We start from the raw sequence: 20,032 nt of genomic DNA on the forward strand, positions 1-20,032 counted from the left end.
TCGATATTTCGAGAAGAGCAGTACGTACTTACGGCCCTGGTTGGGCCGTGCAGAGGATTCCTGGGGGTCGCCCCCAGACCCCCAAAGTGAAACTTCGGGCCCAACAAGGAGAGCAGGGAACCCAGATGGCGGAGCTCACGATCCGGCCGGAGGAGATCCGGGACGCGCTGGAGAACTTCGTCCAGTCGTACAAGCCGGACGCGGCCTCGCGCGAGGAGGTCGGTACGGTCACCGTCGCCGGCGACGGTATCGCCAAGATCGAGGGTCTGCCCTCGGCCATGGCGAACGAGCTGCTGAAGTTCGAGGATGGCTCCCTCGGTCTCGCGCTGAACCTGGAAGAGCGCGAGATCGGTGCGGTCGTCCTGGGCGAGTTCAGCGGCATCGAGGAGGGTCAGCCGGTCACGCGCACCGGTGAGGTCCTCTCCGTCGCGGTCGGCGAGGGCTACCTCGGCCGTGTCGTCGACCCGCTCGGCAACCCGATCGACGGCCTCGGCGAGATCGAGACCGACGGCCGCCGCGCCCTTGAGTTGCAGGCCCCCACGGTCATGCAGCGCAAGTCGGTGCACGAGCCGATGGAGACGGGCTACAAGGCCGTCGACGCGATGACCCCGATCGGCCGTGGTCAGCGTCAGCTGATCATCGGCGACCGCCAGACCGGCAAGACCGCCCTGGCCGTCGACACGATCATCAACCAGCGCGACAACTGGCGCTCGGGCGACCCGAAGAAGCAGGTCCGCTGCATCTACGTCGCCATCGGCCAGAAGGGCTCCACCATCGCCGGCGTGCGCCGCGCGCTGGAGGAGAACGGCGCGCTGGAGTACACGACCATCGTCGCCGCCCCGGCGTCCGACCCGGCCGGCTTCAAGTACCTGGCGCCGTACACCGGTTCGGCCATCGGCCAGCACTGGATGTACCAGGGCAAGCACGTCCTGATCATCTTCGACGACCTGTCGAAGCAGGCCGACGCCTACCGTGCCGTGTCGCTGCTGCTGCGCCGCCCGCCGGGCCGTGAGGCCTACCCGGGTGACGTCTTCTACCTGCACTCGCGTCTGCTGGAGCGCTGCGCCAAGCTCTCCGACGACATGGGTGCCGGTTCGATGACCGGTCTGCCGATCGTCGAGACCAAGGCCAACGACGTCTCGGCGTTCATCCCGACCAACGTCATCTCCATCACCGACGGCCAGTGCTTCCTGGAGTCGGACCTGTTCAACGCCGGTCAGCGCCCCGCGCTGAACGTCGGTATCTCCGTCTCCCGAGTCGGTGGTTCCGCGCAGCACAAGGCGATGCGCCAGGTCTCCGGCCGCCTCCGTGTGGACCTCGCCCAGTTCCGTGAGCTGGAGGCGTTCGCCGCCTTCGGTTCCGACCTGGACGCGGCCTCGAAGGCCCAGCTGGAGCGCGGTCAGCGCATGGTCGAGCTGCTGAAGCAGGACCAGTACCAGCCGATGGCCACCGAGGACCAGGTCGTCTCCGTCTGGGCCGGCACCAACGGCCGCATGGACGACGTACCGGTCGCCGACATCCGCCGCTTCGAGAAGGAGCTGCTGGACTTCCTGCACCGGAAGCACCAGGGCCTGCTCACCTCCATCCGCGAGGGCGCCAAGATGTCGGACGACACGATCCAGGCGATCGACGACGCCGTGGCGGAGTTCAAGAAGCAGTTCGAGACGAGCGACGGCAAGCTGCTCGGCGAGGACGTTCCTGCCGCTGCCGCCAAGTGACGTAAGGAAGGGACCTGACTCATGGGAGCCCAGCTCCGGGTCTACAAGCGTCGCATCCGATCCGTCAGCGCGACCAAGAAGATCACCAAGGCGATGGAGATGATCGCCGCCTCGCGCGTCGTCAAGGCGCAGCGCAAGGTGGCGGCCTCCACGCCGTACGCGCAGGAGCTCACGCGCGCGGTCACGGCGGTCGGTACGGGGTCGAACACCAAGCACCCGCTCACCACGGAGACGGAGAACCCGACCCGTGCCGCGGTCCTGCTCCTCACGAGCGACCGCGGTCTGGCCGGCGCCTTCAACTCCAACGCCATCAAGGCGGCGGAGCAGCTGACCGAGCGCCTGGAGCGCGAGGGCAAGCAGGTCGACACGTACATCGTCGGCCGGCGCGGTGTGGCCCACTACAACTTCCGTGAGCGCAAGATCGCGGAGTCGTGGAGCGGCTTCACCGACGAGCCGACGTACGCGGACGCCAAGAAGGTGGCGGCGCCGCTGATCGAGGCCATCGAGAAGGAGACGGCCGAGGGCGGCGTGGACGAACTCCACATCGTCTTCACCGAGTTCGTCTCGATGATGACGCAGACGGCGCTCGACGCCCGGCTGCTGCCGCTGCGCCTCGAAGAGGTCGCCGAGGAGGCTCACCCCAAGGGCGAGATCCTCCCGCTGTACGACTTCGAGCCCTCGGCGGAGGACGTCCTCGACGCCCTGCTGCCGCGCTACGTGGAGAGCCGCATCTACAACGCGCTGCTCCAGTCGGCCGCTTCGAAGCACGCCGCCACGCGGCGCGCGATGAAGTCGGCCACCGACAACGCGGGCGAGCTGATCAACACGCTCTCCCGTCTTGCCAACGCGGCCCGCCAGGCCGAAATCACCCAGGAAATCAGCGAGATCGTCGGTGGCGCCAGCGCCCTGGCCGACGCGACCGCGGGGAGTGACCGATAAATGACCACCACTGTTGAGACCGCGACGGCTACGGGCCGCGTCGCCCGGGTCATCGGCCCGGTCGTCGACGTGGAGTTCCCCGTCGACGCGATGCCGGACATCTACAACGCCCTCCACGTCGAGGTCGCCGACCCGGCCAACGCGGGCGAGAAGAAGACGCTGACCCTGGAGGTCGCCCAGCACCTGGGTGACGGCCTGGTCCGCACCATCTCCATGCAGCCGACCGACGGTCTGGTCCGCCAGGCCCCGGTCGTCGACACCGGCGACGGCATCACCGTCCCGGTCGGTGACTTCACCAAGGGCAAGGTGTTCAACACCCTCGGTGAGGTGCTGAACGCCGACGAGAGCTACGAGGGCGAGCGCTGGTCCATCCACCGTAAGGCCCCGAACTTCGACGAGCTCGAGTCGAAGACCGAGATGTTCGAGACCGGCGTCAAGGTCATCGACCTGCTGACCCCGTACGTCAAGGGCGGCAAGATCGGTCTGTTCGGCGGCGCCGGCGTCGGCAAGACGGTGCTCATCCAGGAGATGATCTACCGTGTCGCCAACAACCACGACGGTGTCTCCGTGTTCGCCGGTGTCGGTGAGCGCACCCGTGAGGGCAACGACCTGATCGAGGAGATGTCCGACTCGGGCGTCATCGACAAGACCGCGCTGGTCTTCGGTCAGATGGACGAGCCGCCGGGCACCCGTCTGCGCGTCGCGCTGGCCGGCCTGACCATGGCCGAGTACTTCCGTGACGTCCAGAAGCAGGACGTGTTGTTCTTCATCGACAACATCTTCCGCTTCACGCAGGCCGGTTCCGAGGTCTCCACGCTGCTCGGCCGCATGCCGTCCGCGGTGGGTTACCAGCCGAACCTGGCCGACGAGATGGGCCTCCTCCAGGAGCGCATCACCTCGACCCGCGGTCACTCGATCACCTCGATGCAGGCGATCTACGTCCCCGCCGACGACCTGACCGACCCGGCTCCGGCCACCACCTTCGCCCACCTCGACGCGACGACGGTTCTGTCCCGTCCGATCTCCGAGAAGGGCATCTACCCGGCCGTGGACCCGCTGGACTCCACGTCCCGGATCCTGGACCCGCGCTACATCTCGCAGGACCACTACAACGCGGCCATGCGCGTGAAGACGATCCTCCAGAAGTACAAGGACCTCCAGGACATCATCGCGATCCTCGGTATCGACGAGCTCGGCGAGGAGGACAAGCTCGTCGTCCACCGTGCCCGTCGTGTGGAGCGCTTCCTGTCCCAGAACACCCACGTCGCCAAGCAGTTCACCGGCGTGGACGGCTCGGACGTGCCGCTCGACGAGTCGATCGCCGCGTTCAACGCGATCTGCGACGGCGAGTACGACCACTTCCCCGAGCAGGCGTTCTTCATGTGCGGTGGTCTTGAGGACCTCAAGAACAACGCGAAGGAGCTGGGCGTCTCCTGACTTCGGGCACTCGCCTGAGTCGTGAGGGGGCGGGGTGCGTCCCGCCCCCTCACTCACGCCCACTAGAATTGACCCCAACACCCGGCGCCCCTGCCGGGTGGTGACCCGAGGAGCCACCCTTGGCTGCTGAGCTGCACGTCGAGCTGGTCGCCGCCGACCGCCAGGTCTGGTCCGGCGAGGCCACCCTGGTCGTCGCGCGCACCACGTCCGGCGACATCGGCGTCATGCCCGGTCACCAGCCGCTGCTCGGTGTGCTGGAGTCGGGCCCGGTGACCATCCGTACGAGTGAAGGTGGAACGGTCGTCGCCGCGGTGCACGGCGGTTTCGTCTCGTTCGCGGACAACAAGCTGTCCCTGCTGGCCGAGATCGCCGAGCTGTCGGACGAGATCGATGTCCAGCGCACGGAGCGGGAACTGGAGCGTGCGAAGGCGGAGGGCGACGCCGTCGCCGAGCGCCGCGCGGACGTCCGACTGCGTGCTGCGACGGCGCGCTGAACCAGTCGCGCCGTACGTTGACGTCACTCAGCCGCGGCCGGCCCGGAGCAATCCGGTGCCGGTCGCGGCTGAGGCAGATGTGGGTGTTTTTTCCGTTTCATTACTCAGTCGTAGAAGCAGTTCTACCTAGGAGACGAGGAGGTCGGTGCCGATGGTCCTCGCTCTGACTGTGTGCGGGATCGTGGTCGCGCTCGTGGTGGTGGGACTGTTCCTGTTCGGGCTGCGCCGCAGGCTCATCCAGCGCTCCGGTGGCACCTTCGACTGTTCGCTGCGCTGGGACCTGCCCGAGAAACCGGACACGGGCGGCAAGGGCTGGTCCTACGGTGTCGCCCGCTACAACGGCGACCGGATCGAGTGGTACCGGGTCTTCTCCTACGCCCCCCGCCCTCGCCGCGTCCTGGAGCGCGGTCAGATCGAGGTGGCGGGGCGCCGGCTGCCCGAGGGCGAGGAGGAGCTGGCGCTGCTGTCCGACGCGGTGGTGCTGGCCTGTACGCACCGGGGCACGCGCCTGGAACTCGCCATGAGCGAAGACGCGCTGACCGGTTTCCTCGCGTGGCTGGAGGCAGCCCCGCCCGGACAGAGGGTGAACGTGGCGTAGCCACGTTCACCCTCTGGGTGGGGTCCCCCGGACGAAGTCCGGGGGAGCGTCAACGTTGCTTGGGTGCTCTTCTACAGGTTGCTGCTGATCGCGTTCACCAGTTCACCGTTGCTGGTGTCGCCGCTGAACTCCCAGAAGAACGCGCCCCCGAGGCCCTGGTTCTTGGCCCACGCCATCTTCGAGGCGATGGTGGCGGGGGTGTCGTACGACCACCAGTTGCTGCCGCAGTGCGCGTAGGCGGTGCCGGCGACGGTGCCGGTGGCCGGGCAGGACGTCTTGAGGACCTTGTAGTCCTCGATGCCCTGCTCGTAGGTGCCGGTCGCCGGGCCGGTGGCCGTGCCGCCCGGGGCGTCCTGGGTGACGCCGGTCCAGCCGCGGCCGTAGAAGCCGATGCCGATGAGCAGCTTCTTCGCGGGCACGCCGATCGCCTTGAACTTGGCCATCGCGTCGGCGGTGGTGAAGCCCGCCTTCGGGATGCCGTCGTACGAGGTGAGCGGGGAGTGCGGGGCGGTGGGGCCCTTGGCGTCCCAGGCGCCGAAGAAGTCGTACGTCATCACGTTGTACCAGTCGACGTACTGGGCGGCGCCCGCGTAGTCCGCGGCCTCGATCTTGCCGCCGGCCGAGCCGTCGGCGGTGGTGGCCGCGGTGACCAGGTTGTTCGAGCCGAACTTGGCGCGCAGCGCGGACATCACGTTCTTGAAGGCCGCGGCCCCGCTGGTGTCACAGGTCAGACCGCAGGCGTTCGGGTACTCCCAGTCGATGTCGATGCCGTCGAAGACATCGGCCCAGCGCGGGTCCTCGACCAGGTCGTAGCAGGACTGGGCGAAGGCGGCCGGGTTCTTGGCCGCGTCCGCGAAGCCGCCGGACCAGGTCCAGCCGCCGAAGGACCACAGCACCTTGATGTTCGGGTACTTGGCCTTCAGCTGGCGCAGCTGGTTGAAGTTGCCGCGCAGCGGCTGGTCCCAGGTGTCGGCGACGCCGCTGACGGACTGGTCGGCGGTGAAGGCCTTGTCGTAGTCGGCGTAGGAGTCGCCGATCGCGCACTTGCCGCCGGTGACGTTGCCGAAGGCGTAGTTGATGTGCGTGATCTTGGCCGCGGAGCCGGACGTCACCAGGTTCTTGACGTTGTAGTTGCGGCCGTAGATGCCCCACTCGGTGAAGTACCCGAGCTTGACCTTGTCGCCGGTGGGCGGGGGAGTGGTGCCGCCGCCGGTGGTGTGCACCTTGACCGCGCCGCTGGCCGGGCCGGTCTGGTCGGCGGTGTCACGGGCCTGCACGGTGTAGGAGTAGTCGGTGCCGGCGGTCAGGCCCGTGTCGGTGTACGACGTGGTGGTGACCGTGGCGACCTTGGAGCCGTCGCGCAGGACGTCGTAGTTCTTGACGCCCTTGTCGTCGGTGGCCGCGCTCCAGGAGAGCTTCACCGAGGTGTCGGTGACCGAGGAGGCGGTGGGGGTGCCGGGGGCGGAGGGGGCCGCGTCGCCGGGGACCGTCGTGCCGTCGCAACTGTCGCCGTTCAGCTTGCAGTTGGACGGGGAGCCGGAGCCCGCGCCGTTGAAGCCGAAGGAGACGGAGGCGCCCGGGGCGAGGGTGCCGTTGTAGGACTTGTTCTTCGCGGTCCAGTGGGTGCCGGATCCGGTGACGTCCGCGTCCCAGGCGGAGGTGACGGACGTGCCGGAGGGGAAGTCCCACTCGACGGTCCAGGAACTGATGCTGCTGGTACCGGTGTTCTTGATGGTCCACTGACCACCGAAGCCGGTGCCCCAGTCGCTCGTCTTGGTGAAGCCGGCCGTCGCGTTGGCCGCCGCTTGGGCGGGGCCGGCGAGTCCGACCAGGCCGGCCAGGGGGAGCAACAGGGTCGCGAACCCTGCCGCGGCTCTGTGTCTGAAGCGCATGCTGCGCCTCCCTCGTCATCGGGGGTGTCAGGGGCATGACTGAGCCTTCACGCCCACGGTGCTGCGAGGGTAGAAAGGTCTGGACCACCCGTCAATAGGTCTGGACCATTCCTGCGGCAGGCCGCGCTAGACCCCCAACTCCCGGGCGAGCACCGCCGCTTGCACCCGGCTGCGCAGCCCCAGCTTGGCCAGCAACCGGCTGACGTGCGTCTTCACCGTGCCCTCCGCCATGTCCAGCCGGGCCGCGATCTCCGCGTTCGACAGGCCCTCGCCGATACGGCGCAGCACCTCCCGCTCCCGCCGGGTGAGCCCCTCCAGCACGGCCGGGTCGGCCTCCGCCTCCCGCGCCGGGGCCGCGGCGAACTCGGCGATCAGCCGCCGGGTCACCGCCGGGGCGACGATCCCCTCACCGCGCGCCACCGTCCGCACCGCCTCCAGCAGCTGCCCCGCCTCGGCGTTCTTCAGCAGGAACCCGGCCGCGCCCGCCCGCAGCGCGCCGAAGACGTACTCGTCGAGGTCGAAGGTGGTCAGTACGAGCACGTCCGCGAGCCGTTCGGCGACGATCCGCCGGGTCGCGGACACCCCGTCCAGCCGGGGCATCTGCACGTCCATCAGGACCAGGTCGGGACCGAGGCTGCGGGTCAGCTCGACCGCCTGCTCGCCGTCCGCCGCCTCGCCGACCACCTCGATGTCCGGCGCGCTGCGCAGGATCAGGACGAGCCCGGCGCGGACGGCGGACTGGTCCTCGGCGACCAGGACACGGATCATGCGGGGTCTCCTTCGGTGAGCGGAAGCGTGGCGCGTACGGCCCACAGGGCGCCCCGCGGCCCGGCCTCGAACGTGCCGCCGAGCAGCGCGGCCCGCTCCCGCATCCCGGTCAGGCCGGAACCGGAGCCGGGTGCGCGCGGGCCGTCGCCGGGCCGGTAGGGGCTGGTCACCCGGATGTCCAGCCGCCCGTCCCGCTGCCGGAGCGAGACCCGGACGCGCCCCTTCGCCGCGTGCTTCAGGGCGTTGGTCAGCGACTCCTGCACGATCCGGTAGGCGGCGAGCTCCACGGGCGCCGGCACCTTGCCGTGGCCGGCGTCGAGCGTGACGTCCAGGCCGCCCGCCCGAGCCCGGTCGACCAGCGCGCCGAGCCCGTCCAGCGTGGGGGACGCGGCGGGCTCCCGGTCCCCGGAGCTGTCCCGCAGGATGCCGATCAGGCGGCGCATCTCCGCCAGCCCCGCCACGCTGTTCTCCCGGATGACGGCCAGCGCCTCCCGGGAGGTCTTCGGGTCGTCGAGGGAGAGCGCGGCCGTGGAGTGGATGGCGATGGCCGACAGGTGATTGGCGACCATGTCGTGCAACTCCCGTGCCATCCGGGCCCGTTCCGCGGTGACCGCCTGGGTGCGGTCCATCTCGGCCAGCAGCGCGGTCTGTTCCGCGCGCAGCCGGGCGGCCTCGGCGGCGTCGCGGTGGTTGCGCACCAGGGCGCCGGTGGCGGCCGGGGCCAGCGCCACCACCCCGACGCCCACCCCGATCAGCAGCCCCTGCGGATCCCGCCACAGCGCCGCCGGCACGATCCCGCCGACGACCGTCAGCATCCCGGTGATCCACGGGATGCGGCGGGCGGAGGCCGGGGTGCCGTACAGGACGGCCGCGTACACCAGGTCGGTGTACAGCACGATGGTGACGATGCTGCCGAGGGTCACCGTGTCCAGGGCCAGCGCGGCCGTGCCGGCCAGCAGCCCGACGCGCGGGCGGATACGGCGCAGCGGCTCGCAGGCGGCGGTCACCGCCAGTGGCACCAGCGGTGCCCAGGGCGCGTGCCACAGCACCAGGCTGTCGGACGCCAGGCGGGGATGGATCCCGAGCGCCCACAGCAGCACCCCGCCGAGCAGCCCGGCCACGGCGATGCGCAGGTCGTCGCGGTGCGGACGGGGCAGTGCGAGGGGCATGCCCCCATCCAACACGGCCCGGGGGCGGGCCGCCTGCGTCCGGGGGAGGGTCCCGGAGTGCGACTTTCGCTTACCGCGGTCTCCTCTGCGCCGACGACGAAACCGGCGGCCCCGGCCGGGAGCCTGGAAGGGTGGACGAGGGGAGCGAACCGTGATCGTCGGACTGATCATCGCCTGCGAGGTGGCGTTCTGGGTACTGCTGGCGGCCGGACTGGCCTTCCGGTACGTGTTCCGGATGCCGCGCACCGGCCTGGCCCTGCTGCTGTGCGAGCCGCTCCTGGAGATCGTGCTCCTCGCCGTCACCGCGGTCGACCTGAGGAACGGCGCCGAACCGGACTGGCGGCACGGCCTCGCCGCGGTCTACATCGGCTTCACGGTCGGCCTGGGCCACTCCACCATCCGGTGGGCGGACGCCCGGGTGGCCCACCGCCTCGCCGGCGGCCCGCCCCCGGTGAAGCCGCCCCGGTACGGCACGGCCCGCGCCGCCCACGAGTGGAAGGTCGCGGCCCGCTGGATCCTCGCCTCGGCCGTCGCCCTCGCCCTGCTCCAGGGCGCGGTCTGGTACGTCGGCGGTTCCGGGGACACCGGTTCGCTCCGGGCCTGGCAGCAGCGCATGCTGTGGGTGATCGGCATCAACGTGGTCATCGCCGCGAGCTACACGCTGTTCCCCAAGCGGGAGCGGCAGCGGGAGCGCGGGGCTGACGAAAACCCTGTCGACAGCGGGGCGGGCGCCGGGACATCATCGCCGCGATGACACGCACCGACACGCCTCCCGCCTGGGACGAGCGCACCCAGCTGACCACCTTCCTCACCTACGTCCGCGCCACCGCGCGCGCCAAGTGCGAGGAGCTCTCCGACGAGGACGCCGTGAAGGCGATCCTCCCCGGCTCCCCGCTGATGACCCTGAGCGGGCTGATCAACCATCTGCGCTGGGTCGAGTACTACTGGTTCCGGGTCGTCTTCCTGGGGGAGCCGGACGAGGGCCCCTGGACCGACGAGGACCCCGACCGCGAGATGCGGATCGCCGTCGACATCCCGCTGTCCCGGCTCCTCGCCGAGTACGCCGAGGAGGCCGCCCGGCACGACGAACTCGTCGCCGCGCACGACCTGGACACCAAGGCGCGGATGAAGCGGAGCGACGGCAGCGCGGTGGACCTGCGCTGGATCCTGCTCCACCTGATCGAGGAGACGGCCCGCCACAACGGCCACATCGACATCCTGCGCGAGCAGATCGACGGCCGGACCGGCGACTAGACCAGCGGGGTCTAGCGCTCCCCGCCCGGCACCCACAGCACGTCGCCGGTCTCCCGGTTCGCGCTGCGGGCCAGGATGAACAGCAGGTCGGAGAGGCGGTTCAGGTAGGTCGCGGCGAGCGGGTTCATCGTCTCGCCGTGCACCTCCAGGGCCGCCCAGGTGGAGCGCTCGGCCCGGCGTACGACCGTGCACGCCTGGTGCAGCAGGGCGGCACCCGGTGTGCCGCCCGGCAGGATGAAGGAGCGCAGCTTCTCCAGCCGCTCGTTGAAGCGGTCGCAGTCCGCCTCCAGCCGGTCGATGTAGAACTGCTCCACCCTCAGCGGCGGGAACTCCGGCTTCTCGACCACCGGCGTCGACAGATCCGCGCCGACGTCGAACAGGTCGTTCTGGACGCGCGTGAGGACCGTGACGATCTCCTCGTCCAGGCCGCCCAGCGCGATGGCGGTGCCGATCACCGCGTTGGCCTCGTTGGCGTCCGCGTAGGCGGAGATCCTGAGGTCCGTCTTGGGTACCCGGCTCATGTCGCCGAGGCTGGTGGTGCCCCGGTCGCCGGTCCTCGTGTAGATGCGCGTCAGGTTGACCATACGGCCAGCGTAGTGACGCCCCGGCCGTCCGGGACACCCGCGTGCCCGTCGTCACGGCCGCTGCGGCGAAGTGGATCAGCCTGCCGGCCGACGGGGAGGATGCCGGCGGAGCGTCCCCGTCCGCACGGCGGCGACGAACGACGACCAGGACCCGGCCGCGAAGAGGAGTGCGGGGCCGTCGGGGGCCTTGCTGTCGCGGATGGGGAGGGTGGGGGAGAGGTCGTCGGAGACTTCGAGGCAGGCGCCACCGTCGGGGTTGCTGTAGCTGCTCTTGCGCCAGGTCTCAGTGGTCATGTCCATGGCTCGCACGGCACTTCCTCCAGCATCCACAGGATGAACTTGCGCGACTGGGCAGGGGTCAGCGCCTGGTCGGCATCGCATCGTACGCACGTTGCAGCCGCTCAACTGCCGCACCTTCTTCGATCAGTTCTCCGCGGTGTGCGCTCTCCGTGTAGGCCACTGGAGTGCCGCTCGCCAGCCGCAGGAACATGACGGCTGTACTCACCAGGCCGTGCGGTCCCGCACTGTCCAGTAGCACCTGGAGCGTGATGTTCCGGCGCTCCGACACCTCCAGGAGATAGTCCAGTTGCTCCCGTCGCGCACCGGCATCACGTAGCGGTGTGCGCAGCACCGTTTCGGCCATGATGGCGCGGAACGGCGGGGCGGCCTCCCCCTCCGGCACCACCCGCCGCCCTGCGCGGGCGGTGACCTGCCGCTCCAGCTCCTTGCCCTCGTAGCCGCCAAGAGCCAGCAGCTCACGCGCGTAGGCATCCGTTCGCAACAGGCCCGGCAGGATGGTCACTCCGAAGTGCCAGAGACTCACCGCCTCCGCCTCCAGCGTCATGTACCGCCGGTACTGCTCCCTGAACTGCGTCGGGTCCGCCACGGCCATCTCCCACATCGCCAGCAGCAGTCCGGGCGTGCCGTAGTACTGGTCCAGCGCCTCCGCCACCTCCGGCCCGCCCCGTGTCTCCCCTCTGGCTGCGTCCGGTGATCGCCCCGCGCATCGGCATGGGGCACCCCCTTCGTGGTCGCCGTGTGACGGTCCGGACGCGGAGCGTATCGACGCGCGCGACCGCGGTGCCGGAAGCCGTGGCGCCGTACCGGCACGGTTGACGCTCACTCACCGGCCGCGTCGGCCCGGGCGCTTCCGTGAGCGACCCGCACGAGGAGCTGTTGCCGGCATGACCGTCGCTTCCCCCGAGTTCCTCGCCGGCCTGGTCGGTGACGCCCGTGCCGACGGGGTCACCCGCTTCGTGGCCGCCGCCGTCGTCACCGATGCCGACCGCGTGCTGCTGGTGCGGCGCAAGCAGGGTGACTTCATGGGCGGCCTGTGGGAGCTCCCCTCCGGCAAGGTGGAGGACGGTGAGGGCATCCTCGAAGCCCTCCACCGGGAGACCGCCGAGGAGACCGGGCTGACCGTCGAGGCGGTGCGCGACTGCGTCGGCCACTTCGACTACGCCGACAGCCGCGGCGGTAGCACCCGTCAGTTCACCTTCTCCGTCACCGTCGAGAGAACCGCACCGGTCGTCCTGACGGAGCACGACGCACACCAGTGGGCCGACCCCGCCGGTCTGCCCCCGGTCAGCGACGCCGTCCGCGCCCTCATCGGCCGCTGACCGCCCGGCTCGTGGAGCCGTGTCCGCCGCCCCGTACCCCTGCCGGTGTGATCTCCGTCAAATGGGACGTGACGCGCGTTACTTACCGGTCACACAGCGGCGCCGGAGCGCTATGGTCCGCCGAGGGGCAGACCTTTCACCGCGTTCATAGGGAGTCGGAGTGGCACGGAAGCTCGCCGTCATCGGGGCCGGTCTCATGGGTTCCGGCATCGCCCAGGTCGCCGCGCAGGCGGGCTGGGACGTCGTCCTGCGTGACGTCACCGACGAGGCGCTGAAGCGCGGCACCGACGGCATCAAGGCCTCGTACGACAAGTTCGTCGGCAAGGGCAAGCTGGCGGCCGAGGACGCCGAGGCCGCCCTCGCGCGCATCACCTCGACCACCGACCTGGACGCCGCCGCCGAGGCCGACATCGTGGTGGAGGCCGTCTTCGAGAAGCTGGAGGTCAAGCACGAGATCTTCCGCGCGCTCGACAGGCTCGTGCGCGAGGACACCGTGCTCGCCTCCAACACCTCCGCCATCCCGATCACCAAGATCGCGGCGGCCACCGAGCGCCCCGAGCGGGTCGTCGGCGTGCACTTCTTCTCGCCGGTGCCGATGATGCAGCTCGTCGAACTGGTCCGCGGCTACAAGACCAGCGACGAAACCCTCGCCACCGCCCGGGAGTTCGCCGAGTCCGTCGGCAAGACCTGCATCGTCGTCAACCGGGACGTCGCCGGCTTCGTCACCACCCGGCTCATCTCCGCCCTCGTGGTGGAGGCGACCAAGCTCTACGAGTCCGGCGTCGCCACCGCCGAGGACATCGACCTCGCCTGCAAGCTGGGCTTCGGCCACGCCATGGGCCCGCTCGCCACCGCCGACCTCACCGGCGTGGACATCCTGCTGCACGCCACGAGCAACATCTACACCGAGTCCCAGGACGAGAAGTTCGCCCCGCCGGAGCTGATGCGCCGGATGGTGGACGCCGGTGACATCGGCCGCAAGAGCGGGCAGGGCTTCTACACGTACTGAGTCAACCCGATCACGCACAACCACCCCGGGAGCGTCACTCCCCGGGGTGAATTCGGTATCGGTTCGCTTACAAGCAGCAACCGCACCGCCACCCGAACAGTCAGACGTTGCACAGCACCGTCACCGAGTACGCCAACCGCACTCAACGGGGAGCGCATATGCACATCAGGGGCGACCACGCCGAGCTGGTCGTCGGGGGCCGCCTCGACGTCCGCAGCGCGGCGGACGCCCGTACGGCCCTGCACTCGGCCGTCGACACCGGAGTCGGCGACCTGGTGCTCGACCTGTCCGAACTGGACTCCTGGGACGCCACCGGACTCGGGGTGATCATGGGTGCCCACCGGCGGGCCGGCCGTTGCGGGCGCCGTCTGGTGCTGCGGGGCGTGCCCCCGCAGATGCAGCGTCTGCTGGTGGCGACCCGGCTGCACCGCATCCTCGCCATCGAGGGCGGTATCGGGGTGGAGTCGCTGCCAAGGGTGTGAGGTACGCAATCCTCACAAGACCGTGACGTCTCGGACCGCACGGCACCCCGCCCTGTCGGGGACACTGAGGAAAGGTTTAGGGTGCGGTCGCCCGCCGCCTCGCAACCCTCGACCGAGCGGGCCCGGACCAGAAGCGACAGCGCGGTGTGCGACAAGGCCGGGAGGGGCCGCAAACACGGGCACACGACGCTTTTGGGGGGCTTGAACCCATGGACCCGATCGAGCCGGTCAACCCGGTCAACCCGGTCAACCCGGACTCCGAAGAACACGGCCAGGCGCACAGCCGCCGCCCGCCCCGGGACTCCCTCGCTTCCGACTTCGCCGCGGGTCCGGCCGTGCCCGCCCGCATGGCCCAGGTCGTCACCGGCGACCTGCAACTCACCGTCAATCCGGTCGACGGCAGCGAAATAGAGCCCTGCCCGCCGGCCGAGCTCCCCGGCAGGCCCCGCAAGCGCACCGCCGCCGAGCGTGCCGAGACGGAACGCGCCGCCCTGCCGCCCGTGCCGCCCGGCCCCGCCCAGCCGGCGCTCTCCCTGCTGGAACGCCAGGACGAACGCGAACGCCTGGTCCGCCTCCTGGCCCGGGGCCGCTCGGTGCGGCTCACCGGCCCGGGCGGCTCCGGCCGCACCGCCCTGCTCGACCTGGTCGCCGAGGACTGCCTGGACCTCGCCCCCGACGGCGTGGTCCGCCTCAGCGGCTTCCACCGCACGGCCGGCGACCTCCTGCACGACCTGTTCCACGCCGTCCACGACGCCCCCCGGTACCGGCCCGACCGGGACGAACTCCTCGCCTGCCTCCAGGAGATCGGCGCGGTCGTCGTCCTGGACGACCTGGAGTTCGGCGGTGCCGCCCTGGACGAACTGCTCGACGCCACCCCCGAGTGCGCGTTCCTGTTCGCCGCCACCCCCGACGTGCCCGCGCCCTCCGCCGCGTCCGAGGTCGAGGAGGTCTTCCTCGGCGGCCTCGACCGCGCCGCCGGCGTGGAGATCCTGGAGCGCACCGTCGGCCGGGTGCTCACCGAGGAGGAGGCCAACTGGGCCGGCGACCTCTGGTTCGAGTCCGAGGGGCTCCCCCTGCGGTTCGTCCAGGCCGGCGCCCTGCTCCGGCAGCGCGACCAACTGCGCGCCAGCACCGGCGCGGTCGACGAGCACGGCGTCTTCGAGGACGTGCGCCTGCCGGCCGACCCGCCCGTGGACCTGGAGGACGAGGTCCCGCTGCCCTCCCTCGGCGAGGCAGCGGCCCCCGCCCCGCTGCTCGCCTCCCGGCTCAGCGCCTCCGCCCGCGCCACCCTCCGCTTCGCCGTCGCCCTCGGCGGTGAGGTACCGCACCAGGCGCACCTGCCCGCGCTGGTCGGCGACACCCACGCGGACGCCGCCCTCGGTGAGCTGGCGAGCTGCGGCCTGGTCTCCCCGGTCGGCTCCCGTTACCGCCTCGCGGCCGGCGTGCAGACCCAGCTGGAGGCCGCCGGGTACGCCGACGACGCCACCGGCCACGCCGACACCGCCGCCCAGCACTACGCCTGGTGGGCGGGCCACCCCTCCGTCACCCCGGAGCGGGTGTGCGCGGAGGCCGACGCGGTCCTCGCCGCGCTCGCCGCCGTCGGGCCGCGGACGGTGCCGCCCGTCGAAGGCGAGCAGAGCGGCGCCGTACGGCTGGCCCGCACGGCCGCGCCCGCCTTCGCCGCCGGGCTCCACTGGAGCGCCTGGGAGAGGGCCCTGCGGTCCGGCGCGGAAGCCTCCCGGCTGTCCGGCGAGGTGACCGAACAGGCGTACTTCCACCACGAGTTGGGCATACTCGCGCTCTGCACCGGCCAACTCGACCGGGCCCGCGCCGAACTGGAGGCGTCGGGCGGGCTGCGCGGCGCCCTCGCCGACAAGCGGGGCACGGTCGCCGGCCGCCGCGCCCTGGCCCTGCTCGCCGACCGCGCGGGCGAGGCGCTCGGGCTGCCGCCGGTCGCCGTGGGGGAGGAGCCGGCGGAGGTACGGCAGGAGGAGCGGGCGCCGGCGCCGTACGAGACCGCGGTCACCCAGCGGGTCCCCGTGCCCCAGCCGCGGGGCGGCATCCGGCGCCTGGCCCGGCGCAACCTGGTGGCGGCCGGCTCCGGCGCGCTGCTCGCCGCCGTGCTCGGTACGGTCGTCGCGCTCGGCATGACCTCCCCCGACGACGCGGGCCGCAATCCGGCCGGCAAGGTCGACGCCAACCCTTCCGCCGGCCAGGACCTCGGCGACGGCGGCTCGGGCACGGGGCCGACGGACACCGGCGACACCGGCTCGGCCGGCAGCCGGCCCACGTCACCCGGGCCCGACGGCACGTACGGTACGGCGGACGACCCGGCACCGCCCGCGGCCCCGTCCCGCCCGTCGGAGAGCGTCGAGCCCTCCGACCCCGACTCCTCTTCCGGCTCACCGTCCAAGTCGCCGAAGCCGGGAGGGTCGAGCGGCGGTACGACCGGGGGCACGACCGGCGGGTCGACCGGTGGCTCGACCGGTGGCTCGACCGGTGGGACGACGGGCGGTACGACCGGCGGCACCACGGGCGGCTCGGCGACCGGCGGCTCGACGGGCGGCGGCACGGGCGGCTCGACGGGCGGTACGACGACCGGTGGTACGACGACGGGTGGGACCGGAACCGGAGGCTCGACCGGCACGACGGGCGACACCACCGGGAGCACCGGCGGCTCCACGGACGGCACCACCGGGGGCACCACGGGCGGCGACACGGGAGGGACCACGGGCGGCGACGCCGGCGGCACGACGACCGGCGGCTCGACGGACGGCACCACCGGGGGAACGTCGAGCAGCGCCTCGGCATCGGAAACGACCCCGGGCACGACCGACCCGCTGATGTGACCCCGCCGACGCCGGTGCCGACGTCCGCTCCGCCGCGGGCACGTCGAGCGACGCGCAACCCCCTCTCCGCCGAGACGCCGCCGCACCCCGCCGACGCCGTCACGGCGGGAGGAGCGGGGCGGCGCAGAGGGGGCCGGCGGCGGCGAAAGTACCCGGCGCGCCGAGGCCGGCCCGGCACCGCCGGTCCCCCGCCGCCGTGGCTGGGAGCCGTCGCGGCGGGAGGAGTGGGCAGCGGAGCAGGGCGGGTGACTCTCGTGTCGGCCCGGAACCTTGAGTGGTCGGTAACTGCCTCTTCCGCCGCGCCGGCGCGCCCGACCGCGACGACGGTCCGGCGGTGCGCTCGGGCCGGTTGGGTACCGCCGGTCCCCGCCGTGGTGGCTGGGTGCCGGCGGGGCGGGAGGAGTGGGCGGTGGAGCGGGGGCGGGTGACTCCCTTGCCGGCCCGGAACCTTGAGCGGTCGGTAACTGCCTCTTCCGCCGCGCCGGCGGTGCCCGGCGCGCTCGGGCCGGTCCGGCACCGTCGGTCCTCGCCGTCGTGGCCGGGCGCCGTCGCGGCGGAGGAACGGTGCCTGGCCGCGGGACGGGACGGGAGCCGTCGGCTAGAACAGGCGGAGCTTGTCGTCCTCGATGCCGCGTAGGGCGTCGTAGTCCAGGATGTGGCAGTTGATGCCGCGGTCGGTGGCGAGGACGCGGGCCTGGGGCTTGATCTCCTGGGCGGCGAAGACGCCGCGGACCGGGGCCAGGTGCGGGTCGCGGTTCAACAGGTCGAGGTAGCGCGTGAGTTGCTCCACGCCGTCGATCTCGCCCCGCCGCTTGATCTCGACGGCCACCGTCTGGCCGTCCGCGTCCCGGCACAGGATGTCCACGGGCCCGATCGCCGTCATGTACTCGCGGCGGATGAGGGTGTACCCGTCGCCCAGCGTCTCGATGCGGTCGGCGAGCAGTTCCTGGAGGTGCGCTTCCACGCCGTCCTTGATCAGGCCCGGGTCCACACCCAGTTCGTGCGAGGAGTCGTGGAGGATCTCCTCCATCGTGATGATCAGTTTCTCGCCCGCCTTGTTGACGACGGTCCACACGCCCTCGTCCTCGCCCGCGCCCTCCTTCAGCGTGCAGGGCGGCGACATCCAGTTGAGCGGCTTGTAGGCCCGGTCGTCGGCGTGGATGGAGACACTGCCGTCCGCCTTGACCAGGATCAGTCGCGGGGCCGAGGGCAGGTGGGCGGTGAGCCGGCCGGCGTAGTCGACCGAGCAGCGGGCAATGACGAGACGCATGGTCGGCAACGCTACTCGACGCCCGCCGGTGCTCGCGATCCGTCCGCCCAGCTCCCAGTGGATCGCCCCATTTGTCCCTTGAAACTCTTGTTCATCCCTGGCCGATTGTGGGCGTAACGGGATCGGTTCATATACGCATTCTGCTGGTGTGGTCACCGACCGTTGCCTACCGTAGGAACGGGAGGTTGCGGCGCCTGTACTGAGCGTGTTCGAAATCGCGAACTCCCCTATCTGTCCGGCAACCCCTGTTCTTCGGGGGTGCGAGAGGAGAACCCATGTCGCTCGACGTCTCACCGGCCCTACTCGAACAGGCCGAGCGAGGCGAGGTCGACGAAGCAGCATTCGTCGACTGCGTCCGGACCTCCCTGCCCTACGCATGGGAGATGATCAGCTCCCTGGTGGCCCAGCTGAAGGTGGACGGCGGACCCTTCGCCGACAACCAGACGCCCCCGCCGGACGAGCAGGCACGCGGTCAGCTGCTGCGTGCGCTCGCGAGTGACGCGATACGCGGCGCGTTGCAGCGGCACTTCGGTGTGCGGCTGGCATTCCAGAACTGCCACCGCGTGGCGGTCTTCCCGCTGGACGCCTCGGTGGACGAGACGTTGGCCCGCTTCACGTCGGCGCGCAACCAGTTGCTGAACCAGTCGCCGGAGCTCCGGGACTGCTGACGCGCGGTTCCGGTACGGCCGAGACGGACAGCCGCCGGCTTGCCGTTCCACCCGAGGGGGAGGTGCATCGAGGACCGGGGCGGCAAGCCCCCCAGGTGGCTTGCGCGTGGGGGGCCGGTCAGCGCAGCTGGGGCAGCACCTCGGCGCCCAGGCGCCGTAGGTTCTCCTCCGTGGCCGCGAGGTCGCCCGAGCCCTCCACCAGGAGGGCGAAGCGGGAGATGCCGGTGCGCTCCGAGGTCGCCGCGAGCCGGTCGGCGGCGAGCCGCGGGGTGCCCACCGGGTGCAGTCCGCAGAGCAGTTCGGTGTAGGCGTACGGGTCGCGCATCGCGCGCGCCCGTCCGTCCACCGTCACATGGGCGTCCAGGCCCTGCCGCAGCCAGCCGGGCATCGCCTTCAGCAGCGTCTCCGCCGCGTCCGTGCGCCGGTCGGCGAGCTGGCAGACCCCGGCGGAGACATGGGCGGCGCCCGCGATCTCCTCGGCCGGCCGGCCCGCCGCGCGGGCACAGCGCCGCCACAGGGCGACCATCTCGGCCTTCTCCTCGTCCCCGACGTGCATGCCGAGCAGCATGGGCAGCCCGCGCTCCGCGGCCAGTCGTACGCTCGCCGGTGAGGTGCAGGCGAGGACGACCTCGGGGCCGGGCGTGTCCGTCAGGGCATCCGACGGGCGGGGGACGACCGGCACCTCGCGGAAGCAGAACCGCTCCCCGGAGGCCGCCACGGACGGTTCGCCCAGCCAGCGCAGCAGCAGATCGAGCGACTCCGGGAACCCGTGTTCGTACGCCTCCAGTCCCGCGCCGAACACCTCCAGGTCCACCCAGGGGCCACCGCGCCCGATGCCCAGCGTGAACCGCCCGCCGCTGGTCAGGTGCAGCAGCGCGGCCTGCTCGCCGAGGGCGACCGGGTGGGCCGTGGGCAGTACGCTGACGGCCGTGCCGACCCGGATGCGGCGGGTGCGGCCGAGCAGCAGCGCGGCCAGGGTGACCGCGGACGGGCATGTGCCGTAGGGCACGAAGTGGTGCTCGGCGAGCCAGACCGCGTCCAGCCCGGACCGCTCGGTGACCTCCGCCGAGCGGACGGCCCGGTGCAGGGCCTCCCCCGGGCCCTGGCCCGGGAACTGGGCCGCCAGCACAAAACTTCCTACGTGCATCGCATTTCCTGCTTCCTTGGCTCCGACCCGGAGCTCCCCACCCGGCATAACCGTCTGACACGTGCCCAGGACACGGCCCGGCCGAAGGGATTTGCGGATTGTCAGGAGAATGGGTGGCGCGGGAGGGGGACTTGT

At 71.3% G+C, this 20,032-nt stretch carries 19 protein-coding genes and 1 pseudogene; 12 read left to right on the plus strand and 8 right to left on the minus strand.

The features are described from left to right. The first annotated feature begins 125 nt into the window (after window positions 1–125). The 5 genes from atpA to IE294_RS31460 all read left to right on the plus strand — a co-directional run bounded on the left by atpA (window position 126) and on the right by IE294_RS31460 (window position 5,186). Entirely contained in the window at window positions 126–1,718 is a 1,593-nt protein-coding gene (gene atpA / locus IE294_RS31440; RefSeq protein WP_189891687.1) for a F0F1 ATP synthase subunit alpha, read from the plus strand. A gap of 21 nt (window positions 1,719–1,739) precedes the next feature. Then, complete coding sequence (locus IE294_RS31445; protein WP_014675013.1) at window positions 1,740–2,657, plus strand: F0F1 ATP synthase subunit gamma; 918 nt, start codon at window positions 1,740–1,742, stop codon at window positions 2,655–2,657. After that, the gene (atpD, locus tag IE294_RS31450) at window positions 2,658–4,094 is read left to right on the plus strand and encodes a F0F1 ATP synthase subunit beta (protein ID WP_189891689.1); all 1,437 of its coding nucleotides are present in this window, start codon (window positions 2,658–2,660) and stop codon (window positions 4,092–4,094) included. A 119-nt stretch (window positions 4,095–4,213) separates the two neighbouring features. Continuing rightward, entirely contained in the window at window positions 4,214–4,588 is a 375-nt protein-coding gene (locus IE294_RS31455; protein WP_189819075.1) for a F0F1 ATP synthase subunit epsilon, read from the plus strand. Between the two features lie 151 nt (window positions 4,589–4,739). After that, window positions 4,740–5,186 carry a DUF2550 domain-containing protein gene (locus tag IE294_RS31460; protein WP_014675016.1) on the plus strand — a complete coding sequence of 149 codons (447 nt, stop codon included), beginning with the start codon at window positions 4,740–4,742 and terminating at the stop codon, window positions 5,184–5,186. A gap of 71 nt (window positions 5,187–5,257) precedes the next feature. Here the strand turns inward: IE294_RS31460 and IE294_RS31465 are convergent, their stop codons facing one another. The 3 genes from IE294_RS31465 to IE294_RS31475 all read right to left on the minus strand — a co-directional run bounded on the left by IE294_RS31465 (window position 5,258) and on the right by IE294_RS31475 (window position 9,015). Then, a complete protein-coding gene (locus IE294_RS31465; RefSeq protein ID WP_189891691.1) occupies window positions 5,258–7,078 on the minus strand; it encodes a glycoside hydrolase family 18 chitinase in 1,821 nt (606 codons plus the stop codon). Window positions 7,079–7,204: 126 nt separating this feature from the next. Beyond that, a complete protein-coding gene (locus tag IE294_RS31470; protein WP_189891693.1) occupies window positions 7,205–7,846 on the minus strand; it encodes a response regulator in 642 nt (213 codons plus the stop codon). Beyond that, complete coding sequence (locus IE294_RS31475) at window positions 7,843–9,015, minus strand: sensor histidine kinase (protein ID WP_189891695.1); 1,173 nt, start codon at window positions 9,013–9,015, stop codon at window positions 7,843–7,845. The genes IE294_RS31470 and IE294_RS31475 overlap by 4 nt, the downstream gene beginning before the upstream one ends. 151 nt (window positions 9,016–9,166) lie before the next feature. On the opposite strand from IE294_RS31475, the gene IE294_RS31480 reads away from it, so the two are divergent. Next, a complete protein-coding gene (locus IE294_RS31480; protein WP_189891697.1) occupies window positions 9,167–9,769 on the plus strand; it encodes a hypothetical protein in 603 nt (200 codons plus the stop codon). After that, window positions 9,766–10,269, plus strand: coding sequence for a DinB family protein (locus IE294_RS31485; RefSeq protein ID WP_059264203.1), 504 nt, complete (start codon window positions 9,766–9,768; stop codon window positions 10,267–10,269). Before IE294_RS31480 ends, IE294_RS31485 begins: the two co-directional genes overlap by 4 nt. 11 nt (window positions 10,270–10,280) lie before the next feature. Here IE294_RS31485 and IE294_RS31490 read toward each other — a convergent pair whose 3' ends face one another. The 3 genes and pseudogenes from IE294_RS31490 to IE294_RS31500 form a co-directional block, all read right to left on the minus strand. Beyond that, window positions 10,281–10,853: a cob(I)yrinic acid a,c-diamide adenosyltransferase gene (locus tag IE294_RS31490; RefSeq protein ID WP_189891698.1), complete on the minus strand. Its 573-nt coding sequence runs from the start codon at window positions 10,851–10,853 to the stop codon at window positions 10,281–10,283. A 75-nt stretch (window positions 10,854–10,928) separates the two neighbouring features. Continuing rightward, complete coding sequence (locus tag IE294_RS31495) at window positions 10,929–11,153, minus strand: DUF397 domain-containing protein (protein ID WP_373315874.1); 225 nt, start codon at window positions 11,151–11,153, stop codon at window positions 10,929–10,931. Next, window positions 11,144–11,829, minus strand: a pseudogene (locus IE294_RS31500) (DUF5753 domain-containing protein); the annotation flags it as partial. The gene IE294_RS31495 and the pseudogene IE294_RS31500, both read right to left, overlap by 10 nt. Before the next feature lie 208 nt (window positions 11,830–12,037). On the opposite strand from IE294_RS31500, the gene IE294_RS31505 reads away from it, so the two are divergent. The 4 genes from IE294_RS31505 (at window position 12,038) to IE294_RS31520 (ending at window position 16,812) form a co-directional block, all read left to right on the plus strand. Then, window positions 12,038–12,472: an NUDIX hydrolase gene (locus tag IE294_RS31505; protein WP_189891704.1), complete on the plus strand. Its 435-nt coding sequence runs from the start codon at window positions 12,038–12,040 to the stop codon at window positions 12,470–12,472. Window positions 12,473–12,632: 160 nt separating this feature from the next. Then, on the plus strand, window positions 12,633–13,481 hold the full coding sequence (locus tag IE294_RS31510; RefSeq protein ID WP_189891706.1) for a 3-hydroxyacyl-CoA dehydrogenase family protein: 849 nt from the start codon (window positions 12,633–12,635) through the stop codon (window positions 13,479–13,481). A 158-nt stretch (window positions 13,482–13,639) separates the two neighbouring features. Further along, a complete protein-coding gene (locus IE294_RS31515; RefSeq protein WP_014675024.1) occupies window positions 13,640–13,963 on the plus strand; it encodes an STAS domain-containing protein in 324 nt (107 codons plus the stop codon). Window positions 13,964–14,172: 209 nt separating this feature from the next. Further along, window positions 14,173–16,812, plus strand: a complete 2,640-nt coding sequence (locus tag IE294_RS31520) for an ATP-binding protein (protein WP_189891708.1) — start codon at window positions 14,173–14,175, stop codon at window positions 16,810–16,812. A gap of 598 nt (window positions 16,813–17,410) precedes the next feature. On the opposite strand, the gene nucS is transcribed toward IE294_RS31520, so the two are convergent. Beyond that, window positions 17,411–18,082 carry an endonuclease NucS gene (gene nucS / locus IE294_RS31525; RefSeq protein ID WP_189891710.1) on the minus strand — a complete coding sequence of 224 codons (672 nt, stop codon included), beginning with the start codon at window positions 18,080–18,082 and terminating at the stop codon, window positions 17,411–17,413. 275 nt (window positions 18,083–18,357) lie between these two features. Here nucS and IE294_RS31530 point away from each other — a divergent pair, with 275 nt between their 5' ends. After that, on the plus strand, window positions 18,358–18,750 hold the full coding sequence (locus IE294_RS31530) for an SCO5389 family protein (protein ID WP_189891712.1): 393 nt from the start codon (window positions 18,358–18,360) through the stop codon (window positions 18,748–18,750). A 118-nt stretch (window positions 18,751–18,868) separates the two neighbouring features. On the opposite strand, the gene IE294_RS31535 is transcribed toward IE294_RS31530, so the two are convergent. After that, window positions 18,869–19,897, minus strand: coding sequence for an LLM class flavin-dependent oxidoreductase (locus IE294_RS31535; protein WP_189891714.1), 1,029 nt, complete (start codon window positions 19,895–19,897; stop codon window positions 18,869–18,871). Window positions 19,898–20,032 lie beyond the last annotated feature (135 nt).

The sequence above is a fragment of the Streptomyces canarius genome, assembly GCF_014650735.1.
Lineage (GTDB): Bacteria > Actinomycetota > Actinomycetes > Streptomycetales > Streptomycetaceae > Streptomyces > Streptomyces olivaceoviridis.